This is a genomic window from Mesorhizobium sp. ES1-6 (assembly GCF_020164775.1).
In the GTDB taxonomy this organism is placed as follows: domain Bacteria; phylum Pseudomonadota; class Alphaproteobacteria; order Rhizobiales; family Rhizobiaceae; genus Mesorhizobium.
This window is the reverse complement of record NZ_JAIUGU010000003.1, coordinates 629794-652126: the sequence shown is the minus strand read 5'-3', so window position 1 is coordinate 652126 and position 22333 is coordinate 629794. Positions and strand designations below refer to the sequence as shown.

General features: G+C 63.5%; 21 protein-coding genes. 9 read left to right on the top strand and 12 right to left on the bottom strand.

What is annotated here, in order from left to right; genetic code table 11:
- Nucleotides 1-100 precede the first annotated feature (100 nt).
- Nucleotides 101-1519: an aminotransferase gene (locus tag LB564_RS12055; protein WP_224537784.1), complete on the bottom strand. Its 1419-nt coding sequence runs from the start codon at nucleotides 1517-1519 to the stop codon at nucleotides 101-103.
- Nucleotides 1520-1790: 271 nt separating this feature from the next.
- On the opposite strand from LB564_RS12055, the gene LB564_RS12050 reads away from it, so the two are divergent.
- Genes LB564_RS12050 through LB564_RS12040 form a run of 3 tightly spaced genes read left to right on the top strand, consistent with a single transcriptional unit; the run spans nucleotide 1791 to nucleotide 4619 of the window.
- Nucleotides 1791-2708, top strand: a complete 918-nt coding sequence (locus tag LB564_RS12050; protein ID WP_140708119.1) for an ABC transporter permease — start codon at nucleotides 1791-1793, stop codon at nucleotides 2706-2708.
- Entirely contained in the window at nucleotides 2705-3529 is an 825-nt protein-coding gene (locus LB564_RS12045; RefSeq protein WP_140708117.1) for an ABC transporter permease, read from the top strand. Before LB564_RS12050 ends, LB564_RS12045 begins: the two co-directional genes overlap by 4 nt.
- Nucleotides 3530-3545: 16 nt before the next feature.
- On the top strand, nucleotides 3546-4619 hold the full coding sequence (locus LB564_RS12040) for an ABC transporter ATP-binding protein (protein ID WP_224537830.1): 1074 nt from the start codon (nucleotides 3546-3548) through the stop codon (nucleotides 4617-4619).
- Here the strand turns inward: LB564_RS12040 and LB564_RS12035 are convergent.
- The 5 genes from LB564_RS12035 to LB564_RS12015 form a co-directional block, all read right to left on the bottom strand.
- Nucleotides 4583-5893 (bottom strand): flavin monoamine oxidase family protein, encoded by a 1311-nt coding sequence (locus LB564_RS12035; protein ID WP_263491601.1) that lies wholly within the window; start codon nucleotides 5891-5893, stop codon nucleotides 4583-4585. The two genes, LB564_RS12040 and LB564_RS12035, sit on opposite strands and share 37 nt — an antisense overlap.
- Nucleotides 5890-6963, bottom strand: coding sequence for an extracellular solute-binding protein (locus LB564_RS12030; protein WP_224537782.1), 1074 nt, complete (start codon nucleotides 6961-6963; stop codon nucleotides 5890-5892). Before LB564_RS12030 ends, LB564_RS12035 begins: the two co-directional genes overlap by 4 nt.
- 113 nt (nucleotides 6964-7076) lie before the next feature.
- Nucleotides 7077-8159, bottom strand: coding sequence for an ABC transporter substrate-binding protein (locus tag LB564_RS12025; RefSeq protein ID WP_224537780.1), 1083 nt, complete (start codon nucleotides 8157-8159; stop codon nucleotides 7077-7079).
- A 30-nt stretch (nucleotides 8160-8189) separates the two neighbouring features.
- Complete coding sequence (gene betI, locus LB564_RS12020) at nucleotides 8190-8903, bottom strand: transcriptional regulator BetI (protein WP_224537778.1); 714 nt, start codon at nucleotides 8901-8903, stop codon at nucleotides 8190-8192.
- 6 nt (nucleotides 8904-8909) lie between these two features.
- On the bottom strand, nucleotides 8910-9710 hold the full coding sequence (locus LB564_RS12015) for a methyltransferase domain-containing protein (protein ID WP_224537775.1): 801 nt from the start codon (nucleotides 9708-9710) through the stop codon (nucleotides 8910-8912).
- Nucleotides 9711-9988: 278 nt separating this feature from the next.
- Between LB564_RS12015 and LB564_RS12010 the strand changes: the two genes are divergently transcribed.
- Genes LB564_RS12010 through LB564_RS11995 form a run of 4 tightly spaced genes read left to right on the top strand, consistent with a single transcriptional unit; the run spans nucleotide 9989 to nucleotide 14674 of the window.
- A complete protein-coding gene (locus LB564_RS12010) occupies nucleotides 9989-11608 on the top strand; it encodes a phytoene desaturase family protein (RefSeq protein ID WP_224537772.1) in 1620 nt (539 codons plus the stop codon).
- On the top strand, nucleotides 11595-13160 hold the full coding sequence (locus LB564_RS12005) for a phytoene desaturase family protein (RefSeq protein ID WP_224537769.1): 1566 nt from the start codon (nucleotides 11595-11597) through the stop codon (nucleotides 13158-13160). Before LB564_RS12010 ends, LB564_RS12005 begins: the two co-directional genes overlap by 14 nt.
- A 3-nt stretch (nucleotides 13161-13163) precedes the next feature.
- Nucleotides 13164-14423: an aminomethyltransferase family protein gene (locus LB564_RS12000; protein WP_224537767.1), complete on the top strand. Its 1260-nt coding sequence runs from the start codon at nucleotides 13164-13166 to the stop codon at nucleotides 14421-14423.
- A 2-nt stretch (nucleotides 14424-14425) separates the two neighbouring features.
- Nucleotides 14426-14674 (top strand): hypothetical protein, encoded by a 249-nt coding sequence (locus tag LB564_RS11995; RefSeq protein ID WP_224537764.1) that lies wholly within the window; start codon nucleotides 14426-14428, stop codon nucleotides 14672-14674.
- Between the two features lie 5 nt (nucleotides 14675-14679).
- Here LB564_RS11995 and LB564_RS11990 read toward each other — a convergent pair whose 3' ends face one another.
- From LB564_RS11990 to LB564_RS11975, 4 genes are all read right to left on the bottom strand, one after another.
- Nucleotides 14680-15738: a dipeptidase gene (locus LB564_RS11990; protein WP_224537762.1), complete on the bottom strand. Its 1059-nt coding sequence runs from the start codon at nucleotides 15736-15738 to the stop codon at nucleotides 14680-14682.
- A 97-nt stretch (nucleotides 15739-15835) separates the two neighbouring features.
- On the bottom strand, nucleotides 15836-16135 hold the full coding sequence (locus LB564_RS11985) for a GNAT family N-acetyltransferase (RefSeq protein ID WP_140708095.1): 300 nt from the start codon (nucleotides 16133-16135) through the stop codon (nucleotides 15836-15838).
- A 2-nt stretch (nucleotides 16136-16137) separates the two neighbouring features.
- Entirely contained in the window at nucleotides 16138-16788 is a 651-nt protein-coding gene (locus tag LB564_RS11980) for an alpha/beta hydrolase (RefSeq protein ID WP_224537760.1), read from the bottom strand.
- 4 nt (nucleotides 16789-16792) lie between these two features.
- Nucleotides 16793-17725, bottom strand: a complete 933-nt coding sequence (locus LB564_RS11975; RefSeq protein ID WP_224537757.1) for a VOC family protein — start codon at nucleotides 17723-17725, stop codon at nucleotides 16793-16795.
- A gap of 226 nt (nucleotides 17726-17951) precedes the next feature.
- Here LB564_RS11975 and LB564_RS11970 point away from each other — a divergent pair, with 226 nt between their 5' ends.
- The gene (locus tag LB564_RS11970; RefSeq protein ID WP_224537755.1) at nucleotides 17952-19511 is read left to right on the top strand and encodes an alkaline phosphatase family protein; all 1560 of its coding nucleotides are present in this window, start codon (nucleotides 17952-17954) and stop codon (nucleotides 19509-19511) included.
- 39 nt (nucleotides 19512-19550) lie between these two features.
- On the opposite strand, the gene LB564_RS11965 is transcribed toward LB564_RS11970, so the two are convergent.
- Nucleotides 19551-20879, bottom strand: a complete 1329-nt coding sequence (locus tag LB564_RS11965) for a PRC-barrel domain-containing protein (protein ID WP_224537753.1) — start codon at nucleotides 20877-20879, stop codon at nucleotides 19551-19553.
- A 272-nt stretch (nucleotides 20880-21151) separates the two neighbouring features.
- On the opposite strand from LB564_RS11965, the gene LB564_RS11960 reads away from it, so the two are divergent.
- Nucleotides 21152-22072 (top strand): diacylglycerol/lipid kinase family protein, encoded by a 921-nt coding sequence (locus LB564_RS11960; protein ID WP_224537750.1) that lies wholly within the window; start codon nucleotides 21152-21154, stop codon nucleotides 22070-22072.
- Between the two features lie 29 nt (nucleotides 22073-22101).
- Here LB564_RS11960 and LB564_RS11955 read toward each other — a convergent pair whose 3' ends face one another.
- Nucleotides 22102-22302, bottom strand: a complete 201-nt coding sequence (locus LB564_RS11955) for a hypothetical protein (RefSeq protein WP_140708083.1) — start codon at nucleotides 22300-22302, stop codon at nucleotides 22102-22104.
- Nucleotides 22303-22333 lie beyond the last annotated feature (31 nt).

Below are 22333 nucleotides of genomic sequence, written 5' to 3'. Positions count from 1 at the left end.
CAAGCCGCCGAACCCAGTGGACCTCCCCAAATCAGATGGGCTTCCAATATGTATAATTTTCCCCGGACAGCCCTGCCTAGAACGGGGAGAAGGAAGCATGTCACCCCCGCCACACGCCCTCTTTCCTCAGATCGTCCATCGTCCGCGAAATACCCTCGCGCAAAATGCCGACCATGTCGTCGATCTGCTCGCGCGTGATTATGAGCGGCGGCGACATCACGCACATGTTGATCAGCGGCCGCACCAAAAGGCCAAGCTCGTGGCAGTGCGCATCGATGCGTTTGCCGACATTCTTGTCGAGCTGCAGCGGATCCTTGCTTTCGCGATCGGCGACGCATTCGACGCAGCCCATCAGCCCCACGCCGCGCACCTCGCCGACCAGCGGCAGCTCTTCCAGCGTCTTCAGCCGCGCCTGGAAATAGGGCGCCACCGCCTGCGTGTGGGCAAGCACGCTTTCTTCCAGCAGGTCGAGATTCTTCAAGGCCACCGCGCAGCCGATCGGATGCGACGTGTAGGTCAGGCCGTGGCCGAACAGTGCGTCGGGATGATTGGAACGGCGCAATTCTTCCAGCAGCCGCTCGGAAATGATGACGCCACCGAGCGGGAAATAGCCCGAGGTGACGCCCTTGGCGAAGGTGATCATGTCGGGATCGATGCCGAAAACATCACCCGACGCAAAGACGTGGCCAAGCCGGCCGAAGCCCGTCACCACCTCGTCGGAGACATAGAGGATGTCGTTGTCGCGGCAGACCTCGCGGATACGCTTGAGATAGCCGTCCGGCGGTATGACGACGCCGCCAGAGGCCTGTATGGGCTCGCCGACGAAGGCGCCTATTCTGTCGGCCCCGACACGCGCGACCGTGTCGCGGAACTGGTCGACGAGGAAATCGGTGAAGGCGGCAAGGCTCATGCCTTGCGGGCGCCGGAACGGATCGGGCGAGGCGAGCTTGACCACCAGTTCGTCGGCGCCGTCCATCCAGTCGCGGTCGCGCGGGCGGCCATTGAGCGAGGCCGACAGATAGGTCGAGCCGTGATAGGCGCCGCCACGGCTCAGGATCAGCTTCTTTTCCGGCCGGCCGCGCACATTGTTGTAGAACTGCATGAAGCGCAGCGCCGTCTCGACGGCCGAGGAGCCGCCAGTGGTGTAGAAGACATGGCTGAGGTCGCCGGGCGCATGGCCGGCGATGCGTTTGGCAAGCTCCGCCGACGGCGCGTTCATCGTGTACCAGGGCGTGTTGTAGGACAGCGCCATCGCCTGGTCGTACATCACCTTGGCGAGTTCCTCGCGGCGATGGCCGACATTGACGCACCACATGCCGGCCGGGCCATCGATGAGCCGCTTGCCGGTGCTGTCTGTGATGTAGATGCCGTCGCCCTCGCCGATCAGCGCGCGTGCCTCGGCGCCGACGGAACCGGCATAAGGCCAAGGCTGGATGAGATGCCGCTTGCCCAGTTCAATGGCATCGTCGCCTCTGGGCGCTGCCGTTTCGGTCGCCTTCAGGTCTCTCATCGCCGCCATGCTCGCCTCCACATCTCTTGACGATTTTTTCTCGGACATGAAATCAGGAGAAAATCCCAGAAATAGGGGCTTTCCGCATCAAATCTTGAATGTCCGTTCAATCAACATCGCAGAAATGGCGCTTGATTTCAATCCGCTGATGCGCGCATGATGAAAGAAAGCCGGCAAGGGGAACAACAGTCGGCGTCATCAAAATGGGATGCCGCATGGCGCAAGAGTCCAGGCCAGCAACCGAGATCACGCCCGGAGCGCTGCCCCCCGGAGTCGGGCAATGACGGCGGCCGCGGAAGGGGCGCCCCCGTTGCGCATGACGCGGGCCAGACGAAATGCCCTTCTGCAATCCGAGCCCGTACAGGGCTTTGCCCTGATCAGCCCAACCTTCCTCTACGCGCTCATCCTCCTGGTCCTGCCGATCCTGGTGGTCATCGCCCACTCCTTCTGGACGCAGCATTACCTGACCATCGACCGCACCTTCACGCTGGAAAACTACCGCGTCGCGCTGACCGAGCCGATCTACCGCGATCTCCTGTGGCGCTCGCTCTACATCTCGCTGACGGTCAGTTTCTTTACGGTCCTCCTCGCCTACCCGATCGCCTACTTCATTTCCTTCCATGGCGGCCGTCACAAGAGCCTCTGGCTGTTCCTCATCACCATCCCGTTCTGGACCAGCTATCTCCTGCGCGTCATGTCGTGGAAGGTTATCCTGGGCTATAATGGCGTCTTGAATTCCGGGCTGATGGGCCTCGGCATCATCGACGAACCGTCGACCGCCCTGCTCTACAATTCGAGCGCCGTCATCATCACGCTCACCCATGCCTGGGCGGCCTTCGCCATCCTGCCGATTTTCGTATCCCTGGAGAAGGTGGACCGCACGCTGGTCGAAGCAGCCACGGACCTTGGCGACGGCCCGTTGCGCTCGTTCCTGCGCGTGACCTTGCCGCTGTCGGCGCCAGGCATCATTTCAGCCGCGCTGATCGTCATGATCCCGACGGTCGGCGACTACGTCACGCCAAAGCTCGTCGGCGGCAAGGACGGCGTCATGATCGCCAATGCCATCCAGGCGCAGTTCGGCAAGGCCGCCAACTGGCCGCTCGGTGCGGCACTTTCCGTCACCACCATGCTGATCGTCTCACTGATGGCCGGCGCCACGGTGCTGATCATCCGCGCCTTGCAAAGGATGGCTCGATGACAGCGCGGTCTCGTTTCCTGCCCGGCGGCTGGCTGTCCGCCTATGCGTTCCTCTACATCGTCTTCCTCTATCTGCCGGTCATCTTCCTGCCGATCTTCTCGATCAACACGGCGCCCACACCGAAATTCCCGCTCACCGGCTTCACCCTGCAATGGTACGAGGACCTGCCGCGCACGCCGGCGCTGCTCGACGCTGCCTGGAACAGCCTGATCGTCGGCGTGTCGGCTTCCGTGCTCGCCACCGTACTCGGCATCCTCGCGGCCCGCTCCATCACCCGCTACCGCTATCCCGGCCGCCGTGCCATCAACGGACTGATCATGGCGCCGCTGGTGCTGCCCGAAGTGATCGTTGCCATCTCCATGCTGCTGGTGATGCTGCAGCTTGGCTTGAGCCTGTCGCTGTTCACCGTCGTGCTCGGCCATGTCCTGGTCTGCATCCCCTATTCGATGACGGTGCTGACCTCCGGCTTCGAGGGTTTCGACCGCAGCCTGGAGGAAGCCTCCGCCGATCTCGGCGAGAGCGCCTTCGGCACGTTCCGGCGTGTGACGCTGCCGATGGTGGCGCCGGCCATCATCTCCAGCCTGCTCGTCTGCTTCACCATTTCGCTGGACGAATTCATCATCGCCTTTTTCCTGACCGGCACCGAGGCGACGCTGCCGATCTACATCTGGGGCCAGTTGCGTTTTGCCTCGAAACTGCCGGGCGTGCTGGCGCTCGGCACGTTGCTCTTGGTCGCTTCTTTCCTGTTGATGACGATCGCTGAAATCCTGCGTCGCCGCGCGGCCAGACGCACCCAGAACGAGGGAGGCCTCTATGCCTGAGCAGCCGCAACGATCCATGATCGAGATCAAGAACGTCACCCGCAGCTACGGAGCGTTCAAGGCGCTGGACGACGCCTCCCTGACCATCAGGGAAGGCGAGTTCTTCTCGCTGCTTGGCCCCTCCGGCTGCGGCAAGACCACGCTCTTGCGCATGATCGCCGGGTTCGACAACCCGACCAGCGGTTCGATCGCGGTCGGCGGCCAGCCCATGGAAGGGATCCCGGCCAACCGCCGGCCGACCAACATGGTGTTCCAGAGCTACGCCATCTTCCCGCACCTCAATGTCGAACAGAACGTCGCCTATGGACTGAAGCGGCTGAAGCTGCAGGGCGGTGAGGAAAAGCGCCGGGTCGAGGAGGCGCTGGCGCAGGTCTCGCTCACCGGTCTCGGCAAGCGGCTCGCCACCGAACTCTCCGGCGGCCAGCGCCAGCGCGTGGCGCTGGCCCGCGCACTGGTGATGCAGCCCAAGGTGCTTTTGCTCGACGAACCGCTGTCGGCGCTCGACAAGAAGCTGCGCGAGCAGATGCAGGTCGAACTGCGCCGCCTGCAGCAGGCCGTCGGCATCACCTTCGTGCTCGTCACCCATGACCAGTATGAGGCGCTCGCAATGTCCGACCGCATCGCCGTGATGTTTGGCGGCAAGATCGCCCAGGTCGCCTCGCCCAAGGAAATCTACCAGCGGCCGGTCAACCGTCAGGTCGCCGATTTCCTGGGCGGCATGAATTTCGTCAAGGCTGAGATCGTCGAGGAGAGCGGCGCCTCGCTGGTCGTGGACACGCTGGGATTCGGCCGCATCAAGACCGACAAGCCGAAGGCTTTCGTGCGCAATGGCGGCGGCGCGACGCTCGGCATCCGGCCGGAGCGCCTGCGCGTGCTGTGGGATAATGCGACAGCCAAATTCGAGGTCGCCGGCAAGGTGGTCGAGCGCCACTATTTCGGCGAGATCACCCATCTAATCGTCGAAATCCCCGGCCTGGAAAAGCCGCTGTCGGTGACCGAGACCAACGATTTCGGCGCCGACGACATCCCGGTTGGCACCTCGATCCGCCTCGCCTATGATCCGGAAGCGTTGGTGGCGATGGCCGACTGAAAATCGGCGATGACCTTGCTCGCCGCGATGCGCCCGGCCGCGATGGCGCCTTCGACATATCCCGGGAATGACGGCGACAATTCCGACGATGCGAAATGCAGCGGCGGCGCGCCGGCAAGAATGGTGCGCTCGGCATCCCTGGCCGTCACATCGACGATGAGGTCGCTATAGGCACCACCGCTCCAGCGGTCATGCGTCCAGTCGCGGGCGCTGAGGTCGAGGACATCGTTTGCCGCGGGGCCGAACGCGTCCACCAGCCTTGCCGTTACTTCCGCCTCCAATGCCGCGTCGCCGAGCGCGTGCCAGCGCTGCGCCAGGGGGCCGCCAACGAAGACGATGACCGCGGCATGGTCACTGTCCTTGCTGCCATCGCAAACAAACAGTCCAGGCAGATCGCGCCACATGACCATGCCGCTCAGGCCGCGCTCGCGCCAGAATGGCTTGCCGTAGCGCACCAGCATCTTGATCACCGCGCCGCTTTCCCAGACGGTCAGCGCATTCGCCAGGGCATCAGGTAAGGCGGGCGAGAATTCGAGCTTGGCGGCCGTCGCCGGCGGCAGGGCGATCAGCACCTCCCGTGCTTCGACGGCCCCCGCCGTCGTGGCGATACGAACGCCCTGCGATCCATGCTCGATCCGCGTTGCCGCTTCGTTCAGCCGCAGCCGGTCGCCGAGCTCGCCGGCCAAATCCTCGGCCAGCGATTGCATGGTCTCGCGCAGGAAATACTGCAGCTCGAACACCTCGTTTGTGATGCGGCGATCATTGTCGATCAGGTACCAGAGCGGCACCTTGTCCGCCGCCAGGCACCACAGCCCTTCTACGAGCGACCGGAAAGCCGCCTTGGTATCGGCCGTGTCATGCTGTTGTTCCAACCAGGCCGCGACAGTCAGTCCGGCAATTGCCGGGTCGTCCGGATCGGTGCTGTTCATGCGCTCGCGGATCGCCATCGAGGCATGATAGGTACGCTCGGCTCTCGCCGGGGTCAGCAATGGATGGGTGATGAACTCGCCATCGACATAGGTCTCGACGAGCGTCTTGCCGTGTGCCCTGGCCAGCGCCATCACCTCGGGCATATCCACGCACAGGAACTGACCGCCGCTGTCGATCAATTCGCCCAGATCGTTGCGGACAGCCTCGACCCGCCCGCCGACACGATCGCGCGCTTCGAGCAGCACAAAATCGATGCCGGCCTGTTTCAGTTCGAGCGCCGCCGATAGGCCGGTAAAGCCGGCGCCGACGATGACGACGTCGGTTCTTTCGGTTTTGTCGTTCAATAGCCGGCCTTGATCTTCTCGAACTCGTCGACCATCCGCTTCTTCAGTTCCGGCGCAACCGGTTGCTGGAACAGGGTCTTGTCGAGGAATTTGTCGATGTCGTCGAAGCCACGCTCGGCCAGCACGTTGTGGTCGATCGTCGCCATGCCGGCACTGTTGCCATGGCCATAGCCGAAAGTCGTGACCATGTATTTCGAGATATCGGGCGCATTGACCGCGCTCAGGAAATCATAGGCCTGGTCGAGCTTTCCCGGCGCGTCCTTCATCAGCACGTAGCCGCAGACCCAGGTCGACATCCCCTCCTTGGTATCCCTGTTCATGGCGACGGGAACGCCTTGCCCGCTCATCGCGATCAGCGTCTGGCCCCACCCCCAGGCGAGGTCGACCTCGTTGCCGGAAAAGGCCTGATCGATGTCGCTCGAATCGGTCCAGTAGAGACGGACGTTCTTGTGCACCTGGCGCAGGAAGTCGGACGCCTCCTTGAACTGGGCGTCGGTCATCTTGGTCCAGTCCTTGAGCCCGATGACCAGGCTCGCCAACGCATAGGCGTCGTCGACATTGTCACCGATAGTGACGCGCCCCTTGAATTTCGGATCGGCCAGGATCCGCAGCGACTTCGCCTCGTCGGCCGTCACATTGTCGGTGCGATAGAGCAACGCCGTATTGCCCCAGTCGAACGGCATGAACCAAGCCTTGCCGTCCTCGGTGGTGGCGAGGTTCTTCATCGCCATGATGCCGGGATTGAGATCCTTCCAGCCGGTGATCCGGGACGTATCCAGCGGCTGCAGCATGCCCGCGTCGCGCCATTTCGACACGCTTTGCGAACAGGGATGCGCGATGTCTGCCTTGAAGCCGGCCCGCATCTTCTCGAACGCCTCGTCCTCGTCGCCGAAGAAGGCGAAGGTCGGCTCGGCGCCATGTTTGGCGGTGTAGGCGGGATGCAGCAACGGGTCTTCATAGCCGGACCAGTCGAACACGACGAGCTCGCCGCCTTCCGCGAAGGCATAGACCGCGCCGGCGCCCATCATGCAGGCTGCGGCGACGACAAGGCGGCGAAGCATGGAATTCATGACGCGAAAACTCCCTCATCGCGAAAGATGTCGGGGCGAGGTTAGGCAAATTCACGCGCTTTGGCGAGCCCATCCGCCAGCGGTGCCGGCAGATGGGCTCTTCGAACGGAGGGCTAGTACCCCGCTTTGATCTTCTCGAATTCGGCGATCATCTTGAGCTTGAGATCGGACGGCAACGGCGACTGGAACAGCGTCTTGTCGACGAATTTCTGCACGTCGTCATAGCCTTTTTCCTTCAGGATCGCCTGGTCGACGCCAGCCATGCCCTTGGCGTTGGCCTGGCCATAGCCCCAGTCCTTGACAAGCACCTTGGCGATCTCGGGATCGTTGACGGCGTTGAGATAATCGTAGGCCTTCTCGACATTGCCGGGCGCGTCCTTGAACAGCACATAGCCGCAGACCCAGGTCGAGATGCCTTCATTCGTATCCTTTACGGACTTGATCGGCACGCCGGCGGCGACCGACTGAACCGTCGCGTCGTTCCAGGCCCAGGCGAGATCGACCTCGCCCCCGGAGAGCAGCTGGACGACGTCGGTGGTGTCGGTCCAGTAGGAGCGGACATTCTTGTGCACCTCGCGCAGGAAGTCGGACGCCTGTTTGAACTGGTCGTCCGTCATCTTGGTCCAGTCCTTCAACCCGATGGCGAGCGCCGCCAGCGCGTAGGCATCGTCGACATTGTCGCCGATCGACACCCGGCCCTTGAACTTCGGATCGGCGAAGGCCTTCAGCGACTGCACATCCTTGGCGTCGATCTTCGACGAGTTGTAGGTGAGCTGCGTGTTGCCCCAGTCCCAAGGCATGAACCAGGCCTTGCCGTCATCGGTCGTGGCGAGATTTTTCATCGCCATGATACCGGGATTGAGATCCTTCCAGCCCGTGATCTTCGAGGTGTCGAGCGGCTGCAGCAGGCCGGCCTCGCGCCACTTCGTCACGCTCTGCGAACAGGGGTGGCCAAGGTCTGCCTTGAAGCCGGAGCGGACTTTCTCGAACGCCTCGTCCTCGTCGCCGAAGAAGGCGAAGGTCGGGGAATCGCCGTTCTTCTCGACATATTTCGGATGGAAGCTCGGGGCCTCATAGCCCGACCAGTCGAACACGATCAGGTCCTTGTCGGCGGCGATCGCCAGGGCGGCGGCGGAAGTCGCCAGCGTCGCGGCCAGCGCAAATGTCAGGGTCAGGCGTCGTGTGAATGTCTTCATCGCTGTTCCATCCTCTGTGGTGTTCTGTTTTTATGATCCTGTCGTGCCGGCGGCCTTCCGCGGGTAATGTTTGGGGAACGCCGCCGACAGGAATTCATTGGCCGCCTGCAAGGCGGTCTCGCGGGTGGTGTCCTCGGTTCCCATCATCAACCGCAGCCACAAGCCTTCCAGCATGGCGCTGAGCGCCAAGGCCATGACCGGCGGCTCATAGGCATAGGAGCCGCTCTGCTTCAGTGCGGCGCAGAGCTCGATGAAGATATCCTGGTAGACCACGTCGCGCGCGCTGCTCAGTGCCTGGTAGGTCGGCCGCGACTTGGCCTCGCCCCAGAAGGCGCACCAGGCGGCGAGCTTGCGCTTGTTGCAGATCGAACGATCAAAATCTGCCGCGACCAGCGCTTGCAACTGGCGGGCGGGGTCGTCCCCCGCTTTCTGCAGCGCATTGCGCCAGTGCGCTGAGTATTCATCATACATATACTGCAAGGTGGCGACGAGCAGCTTTTCCTTGCTCTCGAAGTGGAAATTGACGATGCCGCGCGACAGGCCGGCGCCGTCGGCGACATCGGCCATCGTCGTCTCGGAATAGCCGCGCTTGGCAAGCGAATCGATCGTCGCCTCGATGAGCTGAAGCTGCCTGACCTCTTTCGAGGCCTTGCGCCCGCGCTTCTCGGCGTCGACTTTGCGTGCCGGTTCGAGCAGGGCGTCCCTGGCGTCTGCCGTCTTCATGCGTGTGATGGCCTCCAGCATCGCCGGCTATCCCTTTGCATCCGGCTTCCATCCGCGAAGATGAGTGGGACGGTGCTCGCCACTGTCAAGCACCTTCTGCATGGCCTCCCAGGTCTTGATGTTCTTGTCGACATAGGCAGCGCCCACCACGGCGGTAACGGCCGGATAGAGCGGCCCTTTCAGCCTTTCCAGCTCCCCACGCGCGACCTCGCGATACCAGGGATTGCGGTCCCTGACGGTGATATCGGCAAAGCCCGCGCCACGCATCGCCTTGGCATAGCGCGCCGGTGAAGCCATGGCGAAGGACAGCCCCTCGGCCGCGACATAGGCCTTCATCTCGGGCGACGGCTCGCCGTCATGCGAGATCATCCAGTTGGAGGCTGCGAAAACACCCCCCGGCTTGAGCACGCGAAATATCTCGACGAACAGGGCGTCCTTGTCGGGCACATGCAGCAGCGCATCCTTGGAGAAGACGACATCGAACGAGCTGTCGGCGAAAGGCAGCAATCCCGGCGGCGCCTGGACGAAGCTGGCGCGCGCGCCAAGGCCACGCGCGGCGGCGCGCTGTCTGGCCGCCGCGATCACCGGCCGTTCGACATCGAAACCGGTGGCGTGCGCCGCGCCGTGATGCTCGACCAGATGCAGCGTGATGCCGCCGCAGCCGCAACCGATATCGAGGATCGTCCTGCCCTTCAGCGAAAGGCCCTCGACCACCCGGTTTACCTCCTCTGGTCCGCCTGGCGACAGATAGCCTTCGCCCCACAGCGCCTCGAGGAAGCGGATGGCGGTGTCGTCATATTCCGGTTCGGCCTCTGCCGCTTCGATCATCAGCCCTCGATCCCCAATCGACGGAATGCCCGTTCGAACGCCGGCAAAGCGTAGCGTACATGCGCGAAAACGCAACACCGTTTGTTGAACATTCATTCAGAATGGCTGGACAGAATGGCCGATGCCGTGCCAAATTCCGCGCATTCGGGAACAGATCACGCAAAAATGAACAGCGGATCGCCTAAGCGAATCCAGGAAAACCGTGAGCGGTTTTCCCGGGAAAAGCGCGCAGCGCTTTCCCTTGGGAATTGGGCGAAAGAGGGAGGACCGGGGCCAAAATGAAAGCTTGGGATGCGATCATCATCGGCGGCGGACATAACGGCCTGGTCAACGCCTGCTACCTGCAACGCGCCGGTCTCGACGTGCTGGTGGTCGAGAAGAACGACTGGGTCGGCGGCGCGGCCACCAGCCGCGAGCTGACGCCGGGCTTCCTCTACTCCAACTGCTCCTATGTCTGCTCGCTGTTCCGCCCCGAGATCATGCGCGACCTCGAACTGCCGCGCTTCGGCCTGCAGGTCATCTCCTATGAGGGCGGCGCGGTGTTCACGCGCGACGGTGACTACCTCGCCAACTACCGCGACCACGACGCGCACCGGCGCGAATTCGCGCGCTTCTCCAAAAGGGATGCCGAGGCCTATGACCGCTACGCCCGCGACGTGACGCGGCAATGCCGCTTCATCCAGCCGCTGTTGATGCGCACCGCGCCTGACCCGACCAGCCTGCGCCCGCGCGACCTCGGCGAACTCCTCTATCTCGGCAAGAAATTCGCCGGGCTGTCATCGGAGGAAATGGCGCTGACCCTGCGTTTCTGGACCATGTCGATCTCGGAATTCCTCGACGAATATTTCGAGACCGATGTGATCAAGGCGAACTTCGCTTTGTCCGGCATCATCGGCACGGCGCTCGGGCCGATGTCGCCCGGCACCGCCTATGTGCTGCTGCACCATTACATGGGCGAGGTCGATGGTTCCGTTGGCGCCTGGGGCTATGCCCGCGGCGGCATGGGAGCGGTGACCAAGGCGCTGGCGACCTCCTTCAAGGCATCGGGCGGCACGATCCGCACCGGCGCCGAGGTCGACCATGTGCTGGTGAGCCGAGGCAAGGCCAGGGGCGTGGTTCTGGCCGGCGGCGAGGAAATCTTCGGCAAGCTGGTCGTCTCCAATGCCGACGTGAAGCGCACCTTCCTGAAACTCGTCGAGGAGAAGGAACTTCCCGACATCTTCCTGCGGCGGGTGAAGAACTTCAAGATTCGCGGTTCCTCCGGCAAGGTCAACATCGCGCTCGATTCGCTGCCGGAATTCCCCGCTCTGCCGATGGATTCGCCCATTTATCGCGGCGACATGCATTTCACCGATTCCATGGAGCGCATGGAGCGCGCCTATGACGACTGGAAAGCCGGCCGCTGGTCAGCCGATCCCTTCCTCGACATGGTCATCCCGACGACGCTCGATCCGACCATGGCGCCGCCGGGCAAGCACTTCATGAGCTGCTTCGTTCAATACGCGCCGCCCAAGGTGAACGGCCGCGACTGGACCGATGCCGATCGCGACGGTTTTGCCGAGAGCGTGATCGCGCAGATCGCTGAATACTCTCCTGGGTTTCGCGACCGCATGGTTCATATGGAGGTGCGCACGCCGCGCGAAATCGAAGCCGAGGTCGGTCTCACCGAAGGCAATATCTTTCAGGGCGAACTCACCTTCGACCAGCTTCTGTTCAATCGCCCGGTGCCGGGCTACGCGCAGTATCGGTCGCCGGTTGGCGGGCTCTATATGTGCGGCTCCTCGACCCATCCCGGCGGCGGCGTCATGGGCGCGCCCGGCCGCAACGCCGCTGCCGAAATCCTGCGCGACCTCGCCAAATCCACCTCGCATATGAGCCCGGCCCATGACGTTATTTGATGGCATCGTTATCGGCGGCGGCCACAACGGGCTTGTCGCCGCCGCCACGCTGGCGAAGGCCGGCCGCAAGGTGCTGGTGCTGGAAGCCGCGGCTGAACTCGGCGGCGCGGCGCGCACCCAGGAATTCGCGCCCGGCTTTCGCGTTTCCTCGATCGCGCATGTGCTGAACCGGCTGCATCCCGATGTGATGAAGACGCTGGAGCTGGAAAAGCACGGGCTGCGGATCGCCCGTGCCGACTTCATCCCGTCGGTTGCGCTGTCGAAGGACGGCCCGGCGCTTGTCCTGCATGGTGCCTATGGCGAGGTGCTGACCGGTGCCAGTTCCGCCGAGCAATCGGCCTGGAAGGAATTGCGCGCACAGCTGTTGCGCTATGCCGGCATATTGAAACCGTTCCTAGCGCGGCGCCCACCCGATCTCGGCGGCATGTCGCTGCTGGAGACCGCTTCGCTCGGCCAGACCGCATTGGCGCTGAAGAAACTCGGCAAGGAAGACATGCGCGACTTCCTGCGCGTGCTGTTGATGAACGTCGCCGACCTGCTCGACGAACAGCTCGCCGATGACAGGCTGAAGGGCCTGCTCGCCTTTGACGCCACGCTTGGCAGCCATCTCGGCCCGCGCTCGCCGACCTCGCTGCTCGGCCTCTATTATCGTCTGGCCGGCGAGACCGGAGGCGCGGCCGGAGCGCAATGGCTGCCGCAAGGCGGCATGGGTGCGGTGGTCGCCGCGATCCGCGCCGCCGCCGACAAGGCCGGCGTCACCATCCGCACGTCGGTGCCGGTCGCAAGGATCCTTGTCCAGAACGGCCGCGCCGTCGGTGTGGCGCTCGACACTGGAGAAGAGCTGCGCGCCAGCACCATCGTCTCCGCCATCAACCCGGCAACCACCTTCCTCGACCTCGTCGGACCGCGTGAGATTGACACGGGTTTCACCCGCAAGGTCAAAAACATCCGTATGAAGGGCGATGTCGCCAAGCTTCATCTGGCGCTCGACCGGCCGCCGCGGTTCACTGGCGCCGATGCTGCCGACCACAAGGGCCGACTTGTCATCGCCCCCTCGCCCGATCATGTCGAGCGCGCCTTCAATCCGTCGAAATATGGCGAATTCTCGCCCGAGCCGGTGATGGAGGTCACGCTGCCCAGCCTTGCCGACGCCTCGCTGGCGCCCGGCGGCGCCTGCGTGTTGTCGGCCGTGGTGCAATACGCGCCCTATCAATTGAAAGAGGGCTGGGATGCCGGCAAGCCTAAATTTCTCGCGGCGATCATGGCCCAGTTGGAAGCCTACGCGCCCGGCATCGGCAAAACCGTGCGCCATGCCGAGCTTCTGACGACAGCCGATATCGAAAAGCGTTACCGCATGCCCGGCGGCCACTGGCATCACGGCGAATTGCAGGCCGATCAGATGCTGATCTCGCGCCCCGTCTCCGGTTGGTCGGGTTACGACACGCCGCTCGACGGGCTGTTCCTCGCCGGCGCCGGTTCGCATCCCGGCGGTGGTGTTTCGGGTGCGCCCGGCTTGAACGCGGCGCGGCGCATCATCGCGATGAAGGGGTAGACCATGGCCCAGGCAACCAAGAAAAAGCCCCTCGCGCCTGCGCCAGACCTTATCGCCGCCGCCCGCATAGTGGCGCAATCCCACTTTCGCACACTGCGCCTCGGCACGCCGTTCCAGCCGCGCCTCGACGCTCTGGCCAAGACCCAGGACTGGTACAATTGGGCCGGCTACCGCGCGCCGCATTCGCTGTGGGACGAGGAGCTCGAATATTTCGCCATTCGCAGTCAGGCGGCGCTGTTCGACATTTCGCCGATGATTAAATACCGGATCGAGGGGCCGGATGCCGAAGCCTTCCTCGACCGCGTCACTTTGCGCGATGTCACCAGGCTCAGGCCCGGCCGCGTCCACTACACCGCGTGGTGCGACGACGAAGGTTTTGTCCTGGACGACGGCACGCTTTTTCGCTTGTCGCCGACACGCTTCCGGCTCTGTTCGCAGGAGCGGCATCTGCCATGGCTGTTGGACAGCGCCCTTGGTTTCGAGGTGACCGTCGGGGAGGAAACCGAAGCCGTCGCCGGGCTCGCCTTGCAGGGTCCGACCTCGTTCGCCGTGCTACGCGATGCCGGCTTCGCCGGTGTCGACAAGCTAAAGATCTTTGATCTCGCCGAGTTCGAACATGATGGCGCCACCGTCACCATCTCGCGCACCGGCTTCACCGGCGATCTCGGCTACGAACTCTTCGTCCCGGCCGACAAGGCGTTGAGCCTGTGGGACCGGCTGATGACGGCGGGGGAACCGCGCGGCATCCGCGCCATCGGCTACACCGCGCTCAACCGCGCGCGCCTCGAAGCCGGGCTGATTGTCGCCAATGCCGATTTCACCACCGCCGAACACGCCATCCGCGCCGATCGCCTGCGCATGCCCGACGAGATCGGCCTCGGCTTCATGATCGATCTGCAGAAAGGCCATTTCAACGGCCGCCGCGCCATCCTCGAAGCGAGGACAAAACGCAGGCTGCGCCATGTCCTGGTCGGGCTGGAGATCGAGGGCAACATCCCGGCCGAGCACGCCATCGTCTATTACAAGAAGAGCCAGGAGGTCGGGCTGGTCAGCGCCGCAATGTGGTCGCCGATGGCCAAGCGCAACATCGCCATCGCCTCGCTGGCGCGGCCTTATGGTGATACCCTCGTGGAAGACCTCTGGGTCGAGATCTACGCCATGCGTGAATTGCAGTATCAGAAGCTGATGAAACGGGCCAAGGTGGTGGCGCGGCCCTTCATCAAGCTCGACCGCCGCACATCAAATCCACCGGCGGATTTCTGAGCATGGCCGAGGATGTGGAAGGCGAAGCCGCCGAACAGTGGGAACTGGTCAACACGCCGCTCGGCGAAAAATGGTCGGGCCGCACCCGTTATGCCGCCGCCATGTTCTTCTACAAGCGCGAAGAGATGAGCGCCGAGACGCTCGAAGTCTACCGCATCTGCGCCCGGCTCGATTGGGAGAACCCGCTGCCGATCATCCGCGACCGCGGCGTTGGCAAGGATTGGTTGAAGCGCATGGGCTACGACACCTAGCTGGCTCAGCCGATCGTGCGCTCCAGCATGCTTAGCCAGTTGCGGTAGGCGATCTTCTCGATCAGCGCCCTGCCGAAGCCACGCGCCGCCAGCGCATCGATGAGTTTCGGCAGGCCGGCGACGTCGCCGATGACGGCCGGGATCATCGCGCCGTCGAAATCCGAGCCGAGACCGACCCCATCCTCGCCCAGCGCCTGCAGCAGGGAATCGATATGGCGCACCATGATGTCGAGGCTGGTGTCGGCATTCATGCGGCCATCCTCGCGCAGGAAGCCCGTGGCGAAGTTGAGCCCGACCATGCCGCCGGACTCGCGGATCGCGCCGAGCTGCCAATCGGTGAGATTGCGCGAATGGCCGCAAATCGCATGCACGTTGGAATGGGTGGCGACCAGCGGCGCATCGCTGATTTCAGCAACATCGCGAAAGCCCTTCTCGTTGAGATGCGAGAGGTCGATCATGATCTTCAGTTCATTGCACGCCCTGACCAGCGCCTTGCCGGCATCGGTCAGGCCAGGCCCGGTGTCTGGCGAGGACGGAAAACGGAACGGCACGCCGTGGCCGAATGCATTTGGCCGGCTCCAGACGATGCCGAGCGAACGCAGGCCCGCGGCATGCAGTACGTCGAGCAGGGTGAGCTCGGGGTCGATCGCCTCGACGCCCTCGATGTGGAACACCGCGGCGACGGTGCCTCGCGCCATGGCGGCGCGGACATCACCAGCACTGCGGCAAACGGCCAGCGCCCCGGCCCGCTCCAGCCGAAACAGGATGGAGGCCATGGCGATCGTCGAGTTGAGCGCATCGGCGCGCGGCACCTCGGGCGGCAGCGGCTCGCTGTCGCTCGGCGCCAAAGGCACGGCGCTGCGCCGCGCTTTCTCCACCGGCGGCGGGAAAATGGCGAACATGCCGCCGGCAAATCCGCCGGTCTTGGCGCGCGGCAGATCGATATGGCCGCCCGATTTCCCTTCGATGAACAGCTTTTCGACGTCGGTGTTCTTGGACTGATAGAGCCTCAGCAGCGTGTCGTTATGGCCGTCGAAGACGGGGACGAGATCGGATTCGGTCATGGGGGGTCATTCGGTTGGTTCATCGGCGCGGGAGCGATATATCATACCCACTTAGGCAAGATGTGCCACCCGCGCAAATGACAAAGCCTGCCCGACCCTATTGCTTCAGCACGTCGGCCCATTCCGGATGGCGGCGGAATTGCGCGTTGGCGAACGGGCAGAGCGGGATGATCTTCTTGCCCGCCGCCCGCGCATCCTCGACGGCGCGGGTGACGAGCCGAAGCCCGGCACCCTGACCGCGAAAGGCGTCCGGCACTTCCGTGTGGTCGATGATGAGCTGATGCTCGCCGATCTTGGTGAAGGTCATTTCGGCCTCGGCGCCGCCGGGGCCGCGCAGCACGTAGCGGCCCTTGGAGCCGCGATCTTCCAGTTCGATCTCAGGCAGTTGATCGGGCATCTCTAAGCTCCTTGCACGGCACCGGCAAAGAGCCGCCGCGCCGCCTCGATTTCGTTTGGCCGCACCTCGTGCCCGCCTTCGTGCCACTCCACTGTGACATCGGCGCCATCGGCACGCAAATAGGCTTCGAGCCGCGTCGTCAGGTTCGGCGGGCAGATCGGATCGCGCCTGCCCGCCGTCACCAGGATGGGGCGGCCGGCGAGGCTTCCCTTCACCTGCGGTTCGAACGGAATGAGCGGATGCATCAGCACCGTGGCGTCGAACAGGTCGGGCGCTTCGAACACCAGCGAGGCCAGGATGTTGGCGCCGTTGGAATAGCCGAGACCGAGCACAGCCGATGGCTTTGCCGCCTCGACATGGGCCGCCCCGACATGGGCCGCTTCGACATGCGCCTTGACGAATTCAGCCATCTTGCCCGTCGCCCGCGCCAGATCGTCCATGTCGTAGACGCCTTCACCGGTGCGGCGGAAGAAACGCGCCGCCCCATGTTCGGAAACATCGCCGCGCGGCGAGACAATGGTGGCCTGGGGCGCGAGATCGCGCCCCAGCGAAACAAGCTGGCTCTCGTCGCCGCCCGTGCCATGGAAGACAAAGAGCAGCGGACCGCCCGGCGAACCGGGCAGCACCTTGTGAATGTAAGCGTCCTTGCTCATCGCCTCAGCCCTCCAGCTTCTGCAGATGCTGTTCGAGATAGGGCCGCAGGTGCTGGTGCTGCGTGGGCAGCTTCAGCGCCTCGCCCAGATGCGCGGTGTCCTCGTCCTTGTCGAAACCCGGCTCATTGGTTGCGACTTCGAACAGCACGCCGCCCGGCGTGCGGAAATAGATCGCCCAGAAATAGTCGCGGTCGATCACCGGCGTCACGCCGTAACCTGTGTCGATCAGCGCCTTGCGCACTTCGAGCTGCTTGGCGCGGTTCTCGACGGCGAAGGCGACATGATGGACCGAGCCGGCGCCGAGATCCGCAAACGGGGCAGTCGGCAGCGATTCAATGTCGACGACATCGGCGCCGTTACCATTCTTCACCGCGAGCCGTCTGACATTGCCCGACTTGGCGACCTCCTCGTAGCCCATGAATTTCAGCAGCTCCTCGGTGGCGCCGCCGTCCTTCAGCCTCAGTGAAACCGAGTGAAACCCACGGATCGCCTCGTCGGCGGGAACGGCGCCCTTCACCCATGGGGCACGGCTGTCCGCCTTGTCCTCGACGAGGGCGAAACCGTCGCCGTCCGGGCCGGCGAATCCGAGCCGCTTCTCGCCGAAGCTTTCCTCACGCGAGACACCGGTTATGTTTTCGTCAGCGAAGCGCTTTTCCCAATAGCCGAGCGTGCCTTCGGGCACGGAGTAGACCGTGGTGCCGACCTCGCCGACACCATGGCGGCCCTTGCCGATATTGGGAAATGGAAAGTAGGTCATAACCGAACCCGGCGTGCCCAACTCATCGGCGTAATAAAGGTGATAGACATCGGGCGCGTCGAAATTGACAGTCTTTTTGACCCGGCGCAAACCGAGCTTGTGCGTGAAGAAATCATTGTTCTGGCGCGCATCCCTGGCCATCGACGTGACGTGATGCAGCCCCTTGATCTGGTCGAGCATGATCCTGCTCCTTCCCTTGGTGCTTTGTGCGGCCCTTGCCGCTGTCCACGCCAATATGAGGACACGATCGGCGGCGGCAAAGGCGGCAAACACAGAATGGACTGTGCTTTAAAAGTGAACAATAAAAAGCGCCTTGTTCACCAACCAGATAACGGGCGTGGCCTTGCGCGGTTGATGGAATCGGGTTCCATGTGCACATTCGAATGGACCGGGAGGGGTAAAGCAAGTGACTGGAAAAGGCAGGCGGCCTAATGTCCTCCTCATCACCTGCGACCAGTGGCGTGGCGACTGCCTGTCGGCTGCCGGCCATCCCCAGGTGAAGACGCCCAATGCCGATGCGCTGGCCGCCGAAGGCGTGCTGTTCAAGCGCCATTACGGCGGCGCGGCGCCGTGCTCGCCGGCGCGCGCCTGCCTCTACACCGGCCTCTACCAGATGAACAACCGTGTCTGCCGCAACGGCACGCCGCTCGATGCCCGCCACGGCAATATCGCGCTGGCCGCGCGCAGCGTCGGTTACGATCCGACCTTGTTCGGCTATACCGACGTGTCGCTCGACCCGCGCCAGCTGGCGCCAGCCGATCCACGGTTGCGCAGCTACGAAGGCGTCCTGCCCGGCTTCACGGCGCGCCAATTGCTGCCCGAACATCAGAAGCAGTGGCTGTCCTGGCTGAAGCAACAGGGCATCGATGACAGCGCTGGATATCCCGACATACATCGTTCCGTGGGCGAGGCGGATGGCGCGGTGACGGAAGCGCCTCCAGTCTACTCGAAGGACCAGACGCCAACGGCCTTCTTGGCCGGCGAATTCATTCGCTGGCTGAGCGAGCAGGAGGAGGCGACGCCATGGTTTGCCCATCTTTCCTTCATCAGCCCGCATCCGCCCTTCATCGTACCCGAACCGTTCAACACCCAATACGATCCGGCCGATGGCCCCGCATTTTTCCGCGCGGAAAGCTGGCGTGCCGAGTCTCAGAGCCACCCCTACATCGCCTATGATCTTGGCCGGCAAAAACGCGCGAAGTTCCGCCCTGGCGCCACGGGCAAGGTACACGACTGGAGCGAGGATGATTTCCGCCGCATCCGGGCAATCTATTACGGCATGATCTCAGAGGTCGACGCGCAGCTCGGCCGCCTTTGGCAAGCGCTGAAAACCCAAGGCGCCTGGAACGACACCATCATCGTGCTGACCTCCGACCACGCCGAAATGATGGGCGACCACTTCATGCTGGGCAAGGGCGGTTATTTCGACGGCAGCTACCACATCCCGCTGATCATCCGCGATCCACGCCATCGCAAGGCTGCCGGCAGCACCGTCGATCGCTTCACCGAGGCAGTGGACATTTTGCCGACGCTCATCGATCTCCTCGGCGTGGCTCCCGAACCGCATCTTGACGGGTGCTCGCTGAAACCCTTCCTGAGCGGCGGAACGCCCGCCGTCTGGCGCGACGCCGCGCATTGGGAGTTCGACTTCCGCTCGATCGCGGACGGTGAGGCCGAACAGCACTTCGGCATTGCCTCGCGCCAGTGCAACCTCGCTGTCGTCCGTACAAAGAAATTCAAATACGTGCATTTCGGCGGCGGCCTGCCGCCCCTGCTTTTCGACATGGAGGCCGACCCCGGCGAGTTGAAGAACCTCGCGCGCAGTCCGGCACATCTTTCCACCCGGCTGGAATTCGCCGAAAGGCTGCTCGCCTGGCGGGCCGAGCATCTCGATCAGTCGCTGGCTCTGGCGGAACTGACGGGAAATGGCGTGGTTGGCCACGTTGGCACGGCAAATAGGCAGTAGGGATTGTGCCTACTGCCTATGCTGCCTACTGCCTAACTCTCACTTCACGATCAGACGCTGCTCGTCGCGCTTCTGCGCGTAGGAGCTCTTGTCGTAAGCCGCTTGCTTCTCGAGCTCTTCCTTGGTGAAGCTTGTATAGAGGTATTTCTTGCCGTTCTTGTCGGTCATGAACTTCAAATTGTCCATGCCGACCGCGACCTCTTTCTCCCCGATACCAAGGAAGCCGCCGACATCGATGATAACCGCGTCCGCCTTTTTATCCGGCGCCAGCACCACATCCCCGATCTCACCAACCTTGGCATCGTTGGCGCCGTAAACGGTGGTGCCTTTCAGGTCGTCGGCCCTGATCTCTCCGACCGGCATGGCGGTCAGCGTTGACTTGTCGATAGCGGCGGTCTGCGTCTGGTCGGGAGCCGTGGCGTCAGCCGGCGCAGCTGCCGTCTTGTCCGCCGGAGCCACGGCTGGAGCGGTCGTGGTGGCCGATGGCGCGGTGGCGGCCGGCTCGTTGGATGCCGTCGTGGCCGGCGCCGGATCATAGGCCTTGCGGTTGAAGTCCGGCTGCGCCTGCAGCTCTTCCTTGGTGGTCTGCGCCACCAGCCAGCGGTCGCCGTTCTTTTGCGCCCACTTCGCCTTGGCGAAATCATAGGCGACGTTCTTCTCTCCGATGCCGAGGAAGCCGCCCACGCCGATAATCAGCGACTGCGCCTTGCCTTCCTTGGTCAGCACGATGTCATTCACGTCGCCGATCTTCTGGGCGTCATCGCCGGTGCCGTTGTAGACATTTTCACCGATGATGTTTGTGGCCAGATTGCCATCAGCCTGTTTGACCGGCTCAGCGTTCGCCTCGGCAGGCTGCTGTGCGGTGTCGGTCGATGTGGCCGGCGCCTGTGCGGTGGTCGACGTGGCCGGCGCCTGGGTGTTCGTTGCTGCGGCCGGGGCCGGCGCGTAAGCCTTGCTGTCGAACTCCGGATGGGCCGTCAGTTCGTCCTTGGTGGTCTGCGCCACCAGCCAACGGTCGCCGTTCTTCTCGGCCCATTGCAGCTTGTCGTAGTCAAAGGCGACATTCTTGGTTCCAACGCCAAGGAAGCCGCCGACGCCGATGACGACGGATTTCGCCATGCCGTCCTTGTCGAAGACGACGTCGGTGACCTTGCCGATATTCTCGGCATTGTCGCCAGTGCCATTGTAGACGGTTTCGCCGATGATGTTGGTGACGATGCTGCCTTCGGCGCGCGGCACCGGCGCGGTCGCGGCGGGCTCCTGGGCGGCAGGCTGGTTCGCGGGGGCCGTCGTTGTAGCGCTCTGCGCGAAGGCGCCGGTTGCAACCATCGTCGCAAGGGCGGTCGTGGCTAAAAGGGTGCGGATCATGATAATCTCTCCTCGTGATTTCTTCGCACGCCGCAGCCGGATCGGAACCCCGGGGACGCGGCATCTCTACAGGGGTCACAACGTCGTGACCATGCCGTTGTTCCGACAAAACCGCGATGTCTGAAGGCAAAACCCACGATGCGGATTTGATCGCCTGTCGCCGCAACCTGGAGTCCGGCCCCGGCGCCGACGGAACCTTTTCCTGGTTCGCCACGTTTCAGCCTCCGGCTGGAGGTAGCCCGGTCGGTTTTAATTGAGCAGCGGAGAGGGGCATGAAATTCGCAGCGGTGCTGAACCGGGACGGCGGCACCTTGCGCACCACCGATCTCGCCGCCTTTTCGGACCGGATGCGTGAGACGCTGGAATCGGCGGGCCACTCTCTCACTATCGACATCGTTGCCGGCAAGGACGTCGTGGAAACCCTCGACAGCGCCGCGTCGCGCCACACCGTCGACGTCGTGCTCGCCGGAGGCGGTGACGGCACCATCTCGGCAGCGGCCGCCAGGCTGATGGGGAAGAAAACGGCGCTCGCAATATTGCCGGCCGGCACGATGAACCTGTTTGCGCGCGGCCTCGGCATTCCACAGTCGCTCGATGCAGCGCTGAAATCCTTCGCCGACGGCGAAATCGTCGCCGTCGATATGGCAACGGCCAATGGCCAGCCTTTCGTCCATCAGTTCTCGATCGGCATGCATGCCAAGATGGTGCAACTGCGCCAGGGCATGGAATTCGGCTCACGCCTGGGCAAGATCAGCGCTTCCGCCAAGGCAGCCTGGGCAACGATCAAGAATCCGCCGGCAATGAACGTCACGCTCGGCATCGGTGAAGCGGAGATGAGTGCCCGGATATCCGGCCTCGGCGTGACCAACAATCTCTTCGGCGAAGGCCACTTGCCCTATGCCGACAATCCGGCCGGTGGCGTGCTCGGCATTTACGTCACGGTAGCGCAGCAGCGCGCCGAGCTGGTCAAGTTCCTGTTCAACGTGGCGCGCGGCAAGTGGCGTGACAACGAACATGTCGAAATCCACCAAGCCGACAGGGCGACCCTCAAAATCCATTCCGGCGGCAGGAAGTTCCGCGCCGTCCTGGATGGCGAACTGGTCAAGCTCGATCGGGAAACGACGATCGAAATCAAACCTGGAGCGCTCAATGTGCTGGTACCGGCCAGCGTCGCCCAGGTGAAGGCTGCCTGATGCGGTGTGAAGCCACCAAGGTGCTGTCCTCAGCCGGAGGGCGCCGGACCGGTGCTCGGCGGCGTGGGCAAATGTTGCTCATCGCTATTCGGCGCCTTGATCAACACGCCGTAGATTTCGGCGACGCCCCAGGCGACGAGCACTAAGAGCAGTCCGGCGATCAGGATTCGGAACCCATGCCAGCCCCACCGCCCCTGACGCGCTTTATTTTCGGGAATGTTCCTGGCCATGGCGGGTCCTCGTCTGGTGTCGCGTCGGCTG

Excerpts from the sequence above, each read along its gene's own strand:
- LB564_RS11960 (WP_224537750.1), top strand. The coding sequence starts at position 21,152 with ATGAAATTCGCAGCGGTGCTGAACCGGGACGGCGGCACCTTGCGCACC.
- LB564_RS11965 (WP_224537753.1), bottom strand. The coding sequence starts at position 20,879 with ATGATCCGCACCCTTTTAGCCACGACCGCCCTTGCGACGATGGTTGCA.
- LB564_RS12025 (WP_224537780.1), bottom strand. The coding sequence starts at position 8,159 with ATGAAGACATTCACACGACGCCTGACCCTGACATTTGCGCTGGCCGCG.
- LB564_RS12040 (WP_224537830.1), top strand. The coding sequence starts at position 3,546 with ATGATCGAGATCAAGAACGTCACCCGCAGCTACGGAGCGTTCAAGGCG.
- LB564_RS12005 (WP_224537769.1), top strand. The coding sequence starts at position 11,595 with ATGACGTTATTTGATGGCATCGTTATCGGCGGCGGCCACAACGGGCTT.
- LB564_RS11980 (WP_224537760.1), bottom strand. The coding sequence starts at position 16,788 with ATGAGCAAGGACGCTTACATTCACAAGGTGCTGCCCGGTTCGCCGGGC.
- LB564_RS12055 (WP_224537784.1), bottom strand. The coding sequence starts at position 1,519 with ATGGCGGCGATGAGAGACCTGAAGGCGACCGAAACGGCAGCGCCCAGA.
- LB564_RS11995 (WP_224537764.1), top strand. The coding sequence starts at position 14,426 with ATGGCCGAGGATGTGGAAGGCGAAGCCGCCGAACAGTGGGAACTGGTC.
- betI (WP_224537778.1), bottom strand. The coding sequence starts at position 8,903 with ATGCTGGAGGCCATCACACGCATGAAGACGGCAGACGCCAGGGACGCC.
- LB564_RS11990 (WP_224537762.1), bottom strand. The coding sequence starts at position 15,738 with ATGACCGAATCCGATCTCGTCCCCGTCTTCGACGGCCATAACGACACG.
- LB564_RS12010 (WP_224537772.1), top strand. The coding sequence starts at position 9,989 with ATGAAAGCTTGGGATGCGATCATCATCGGCGGCGGACATAACGGCCTG.
- LB564_RS11955 (WP_140708083.1), bottom strand. The coding sequence starts at position 22,302 with ATGGCCAGGAACATTCCCGAAAATAAAGCGCGTCAGGGGCGGTGGGGC.
- LB564_RS12045 (WP_140708117.1), top strand. The coding sequence starts at position 2,705 with ATGACAGCGCGGTCTCGTTTCCTGCCCGGCGGCTGGCTGTCCGCCTAT.
- LB564_RS12030 (WP_224537782.1), bottom strand. The coding sequence starts at position 6,963 with ATGAATTCCATGCTTCGCCGCCTTGTCGTCGCCGCAGCCTGCATGATG.
- LB564_RS12015 (WP_224537775.1), bottom strand. The coding sequence starts at position 9,710 with ATGATCGAAGCGGCAGAGGCCGAACCGGAATATGACGACACCGCCATC.
- LB564_RS11975 (WP_224537757.1), bottom strand. The coding sequence starts at position 17,725 with ATGCTCGACCAGATCAAGGGGCTGCATCACGTCACGTCGATGGCCAGG.
- LB564_RS12050 (WP_140708119.1), top strand. The coding sequence starts at position 1,791 with ATGACGGCGGCCGCGGAAGGGGCGCCCCCGTTGCGCATGACGCGGGCC.
- LB564_RS12000 (WP_224537767.1), top strand. The coding sequence starts at position 13,164 with ATGGCCCAGGCAACCAAGAAAAAGCCCCTCGCGCCTGCGCCAGACCTT.
- LB564_RS11985 (WP_140708095.1), bottom strand. The coding sequence starts at position 16,135 with ATGCCCGATCAACTGCCTGAGATCGAACTGGAAGATCGCGGCTCCAAG.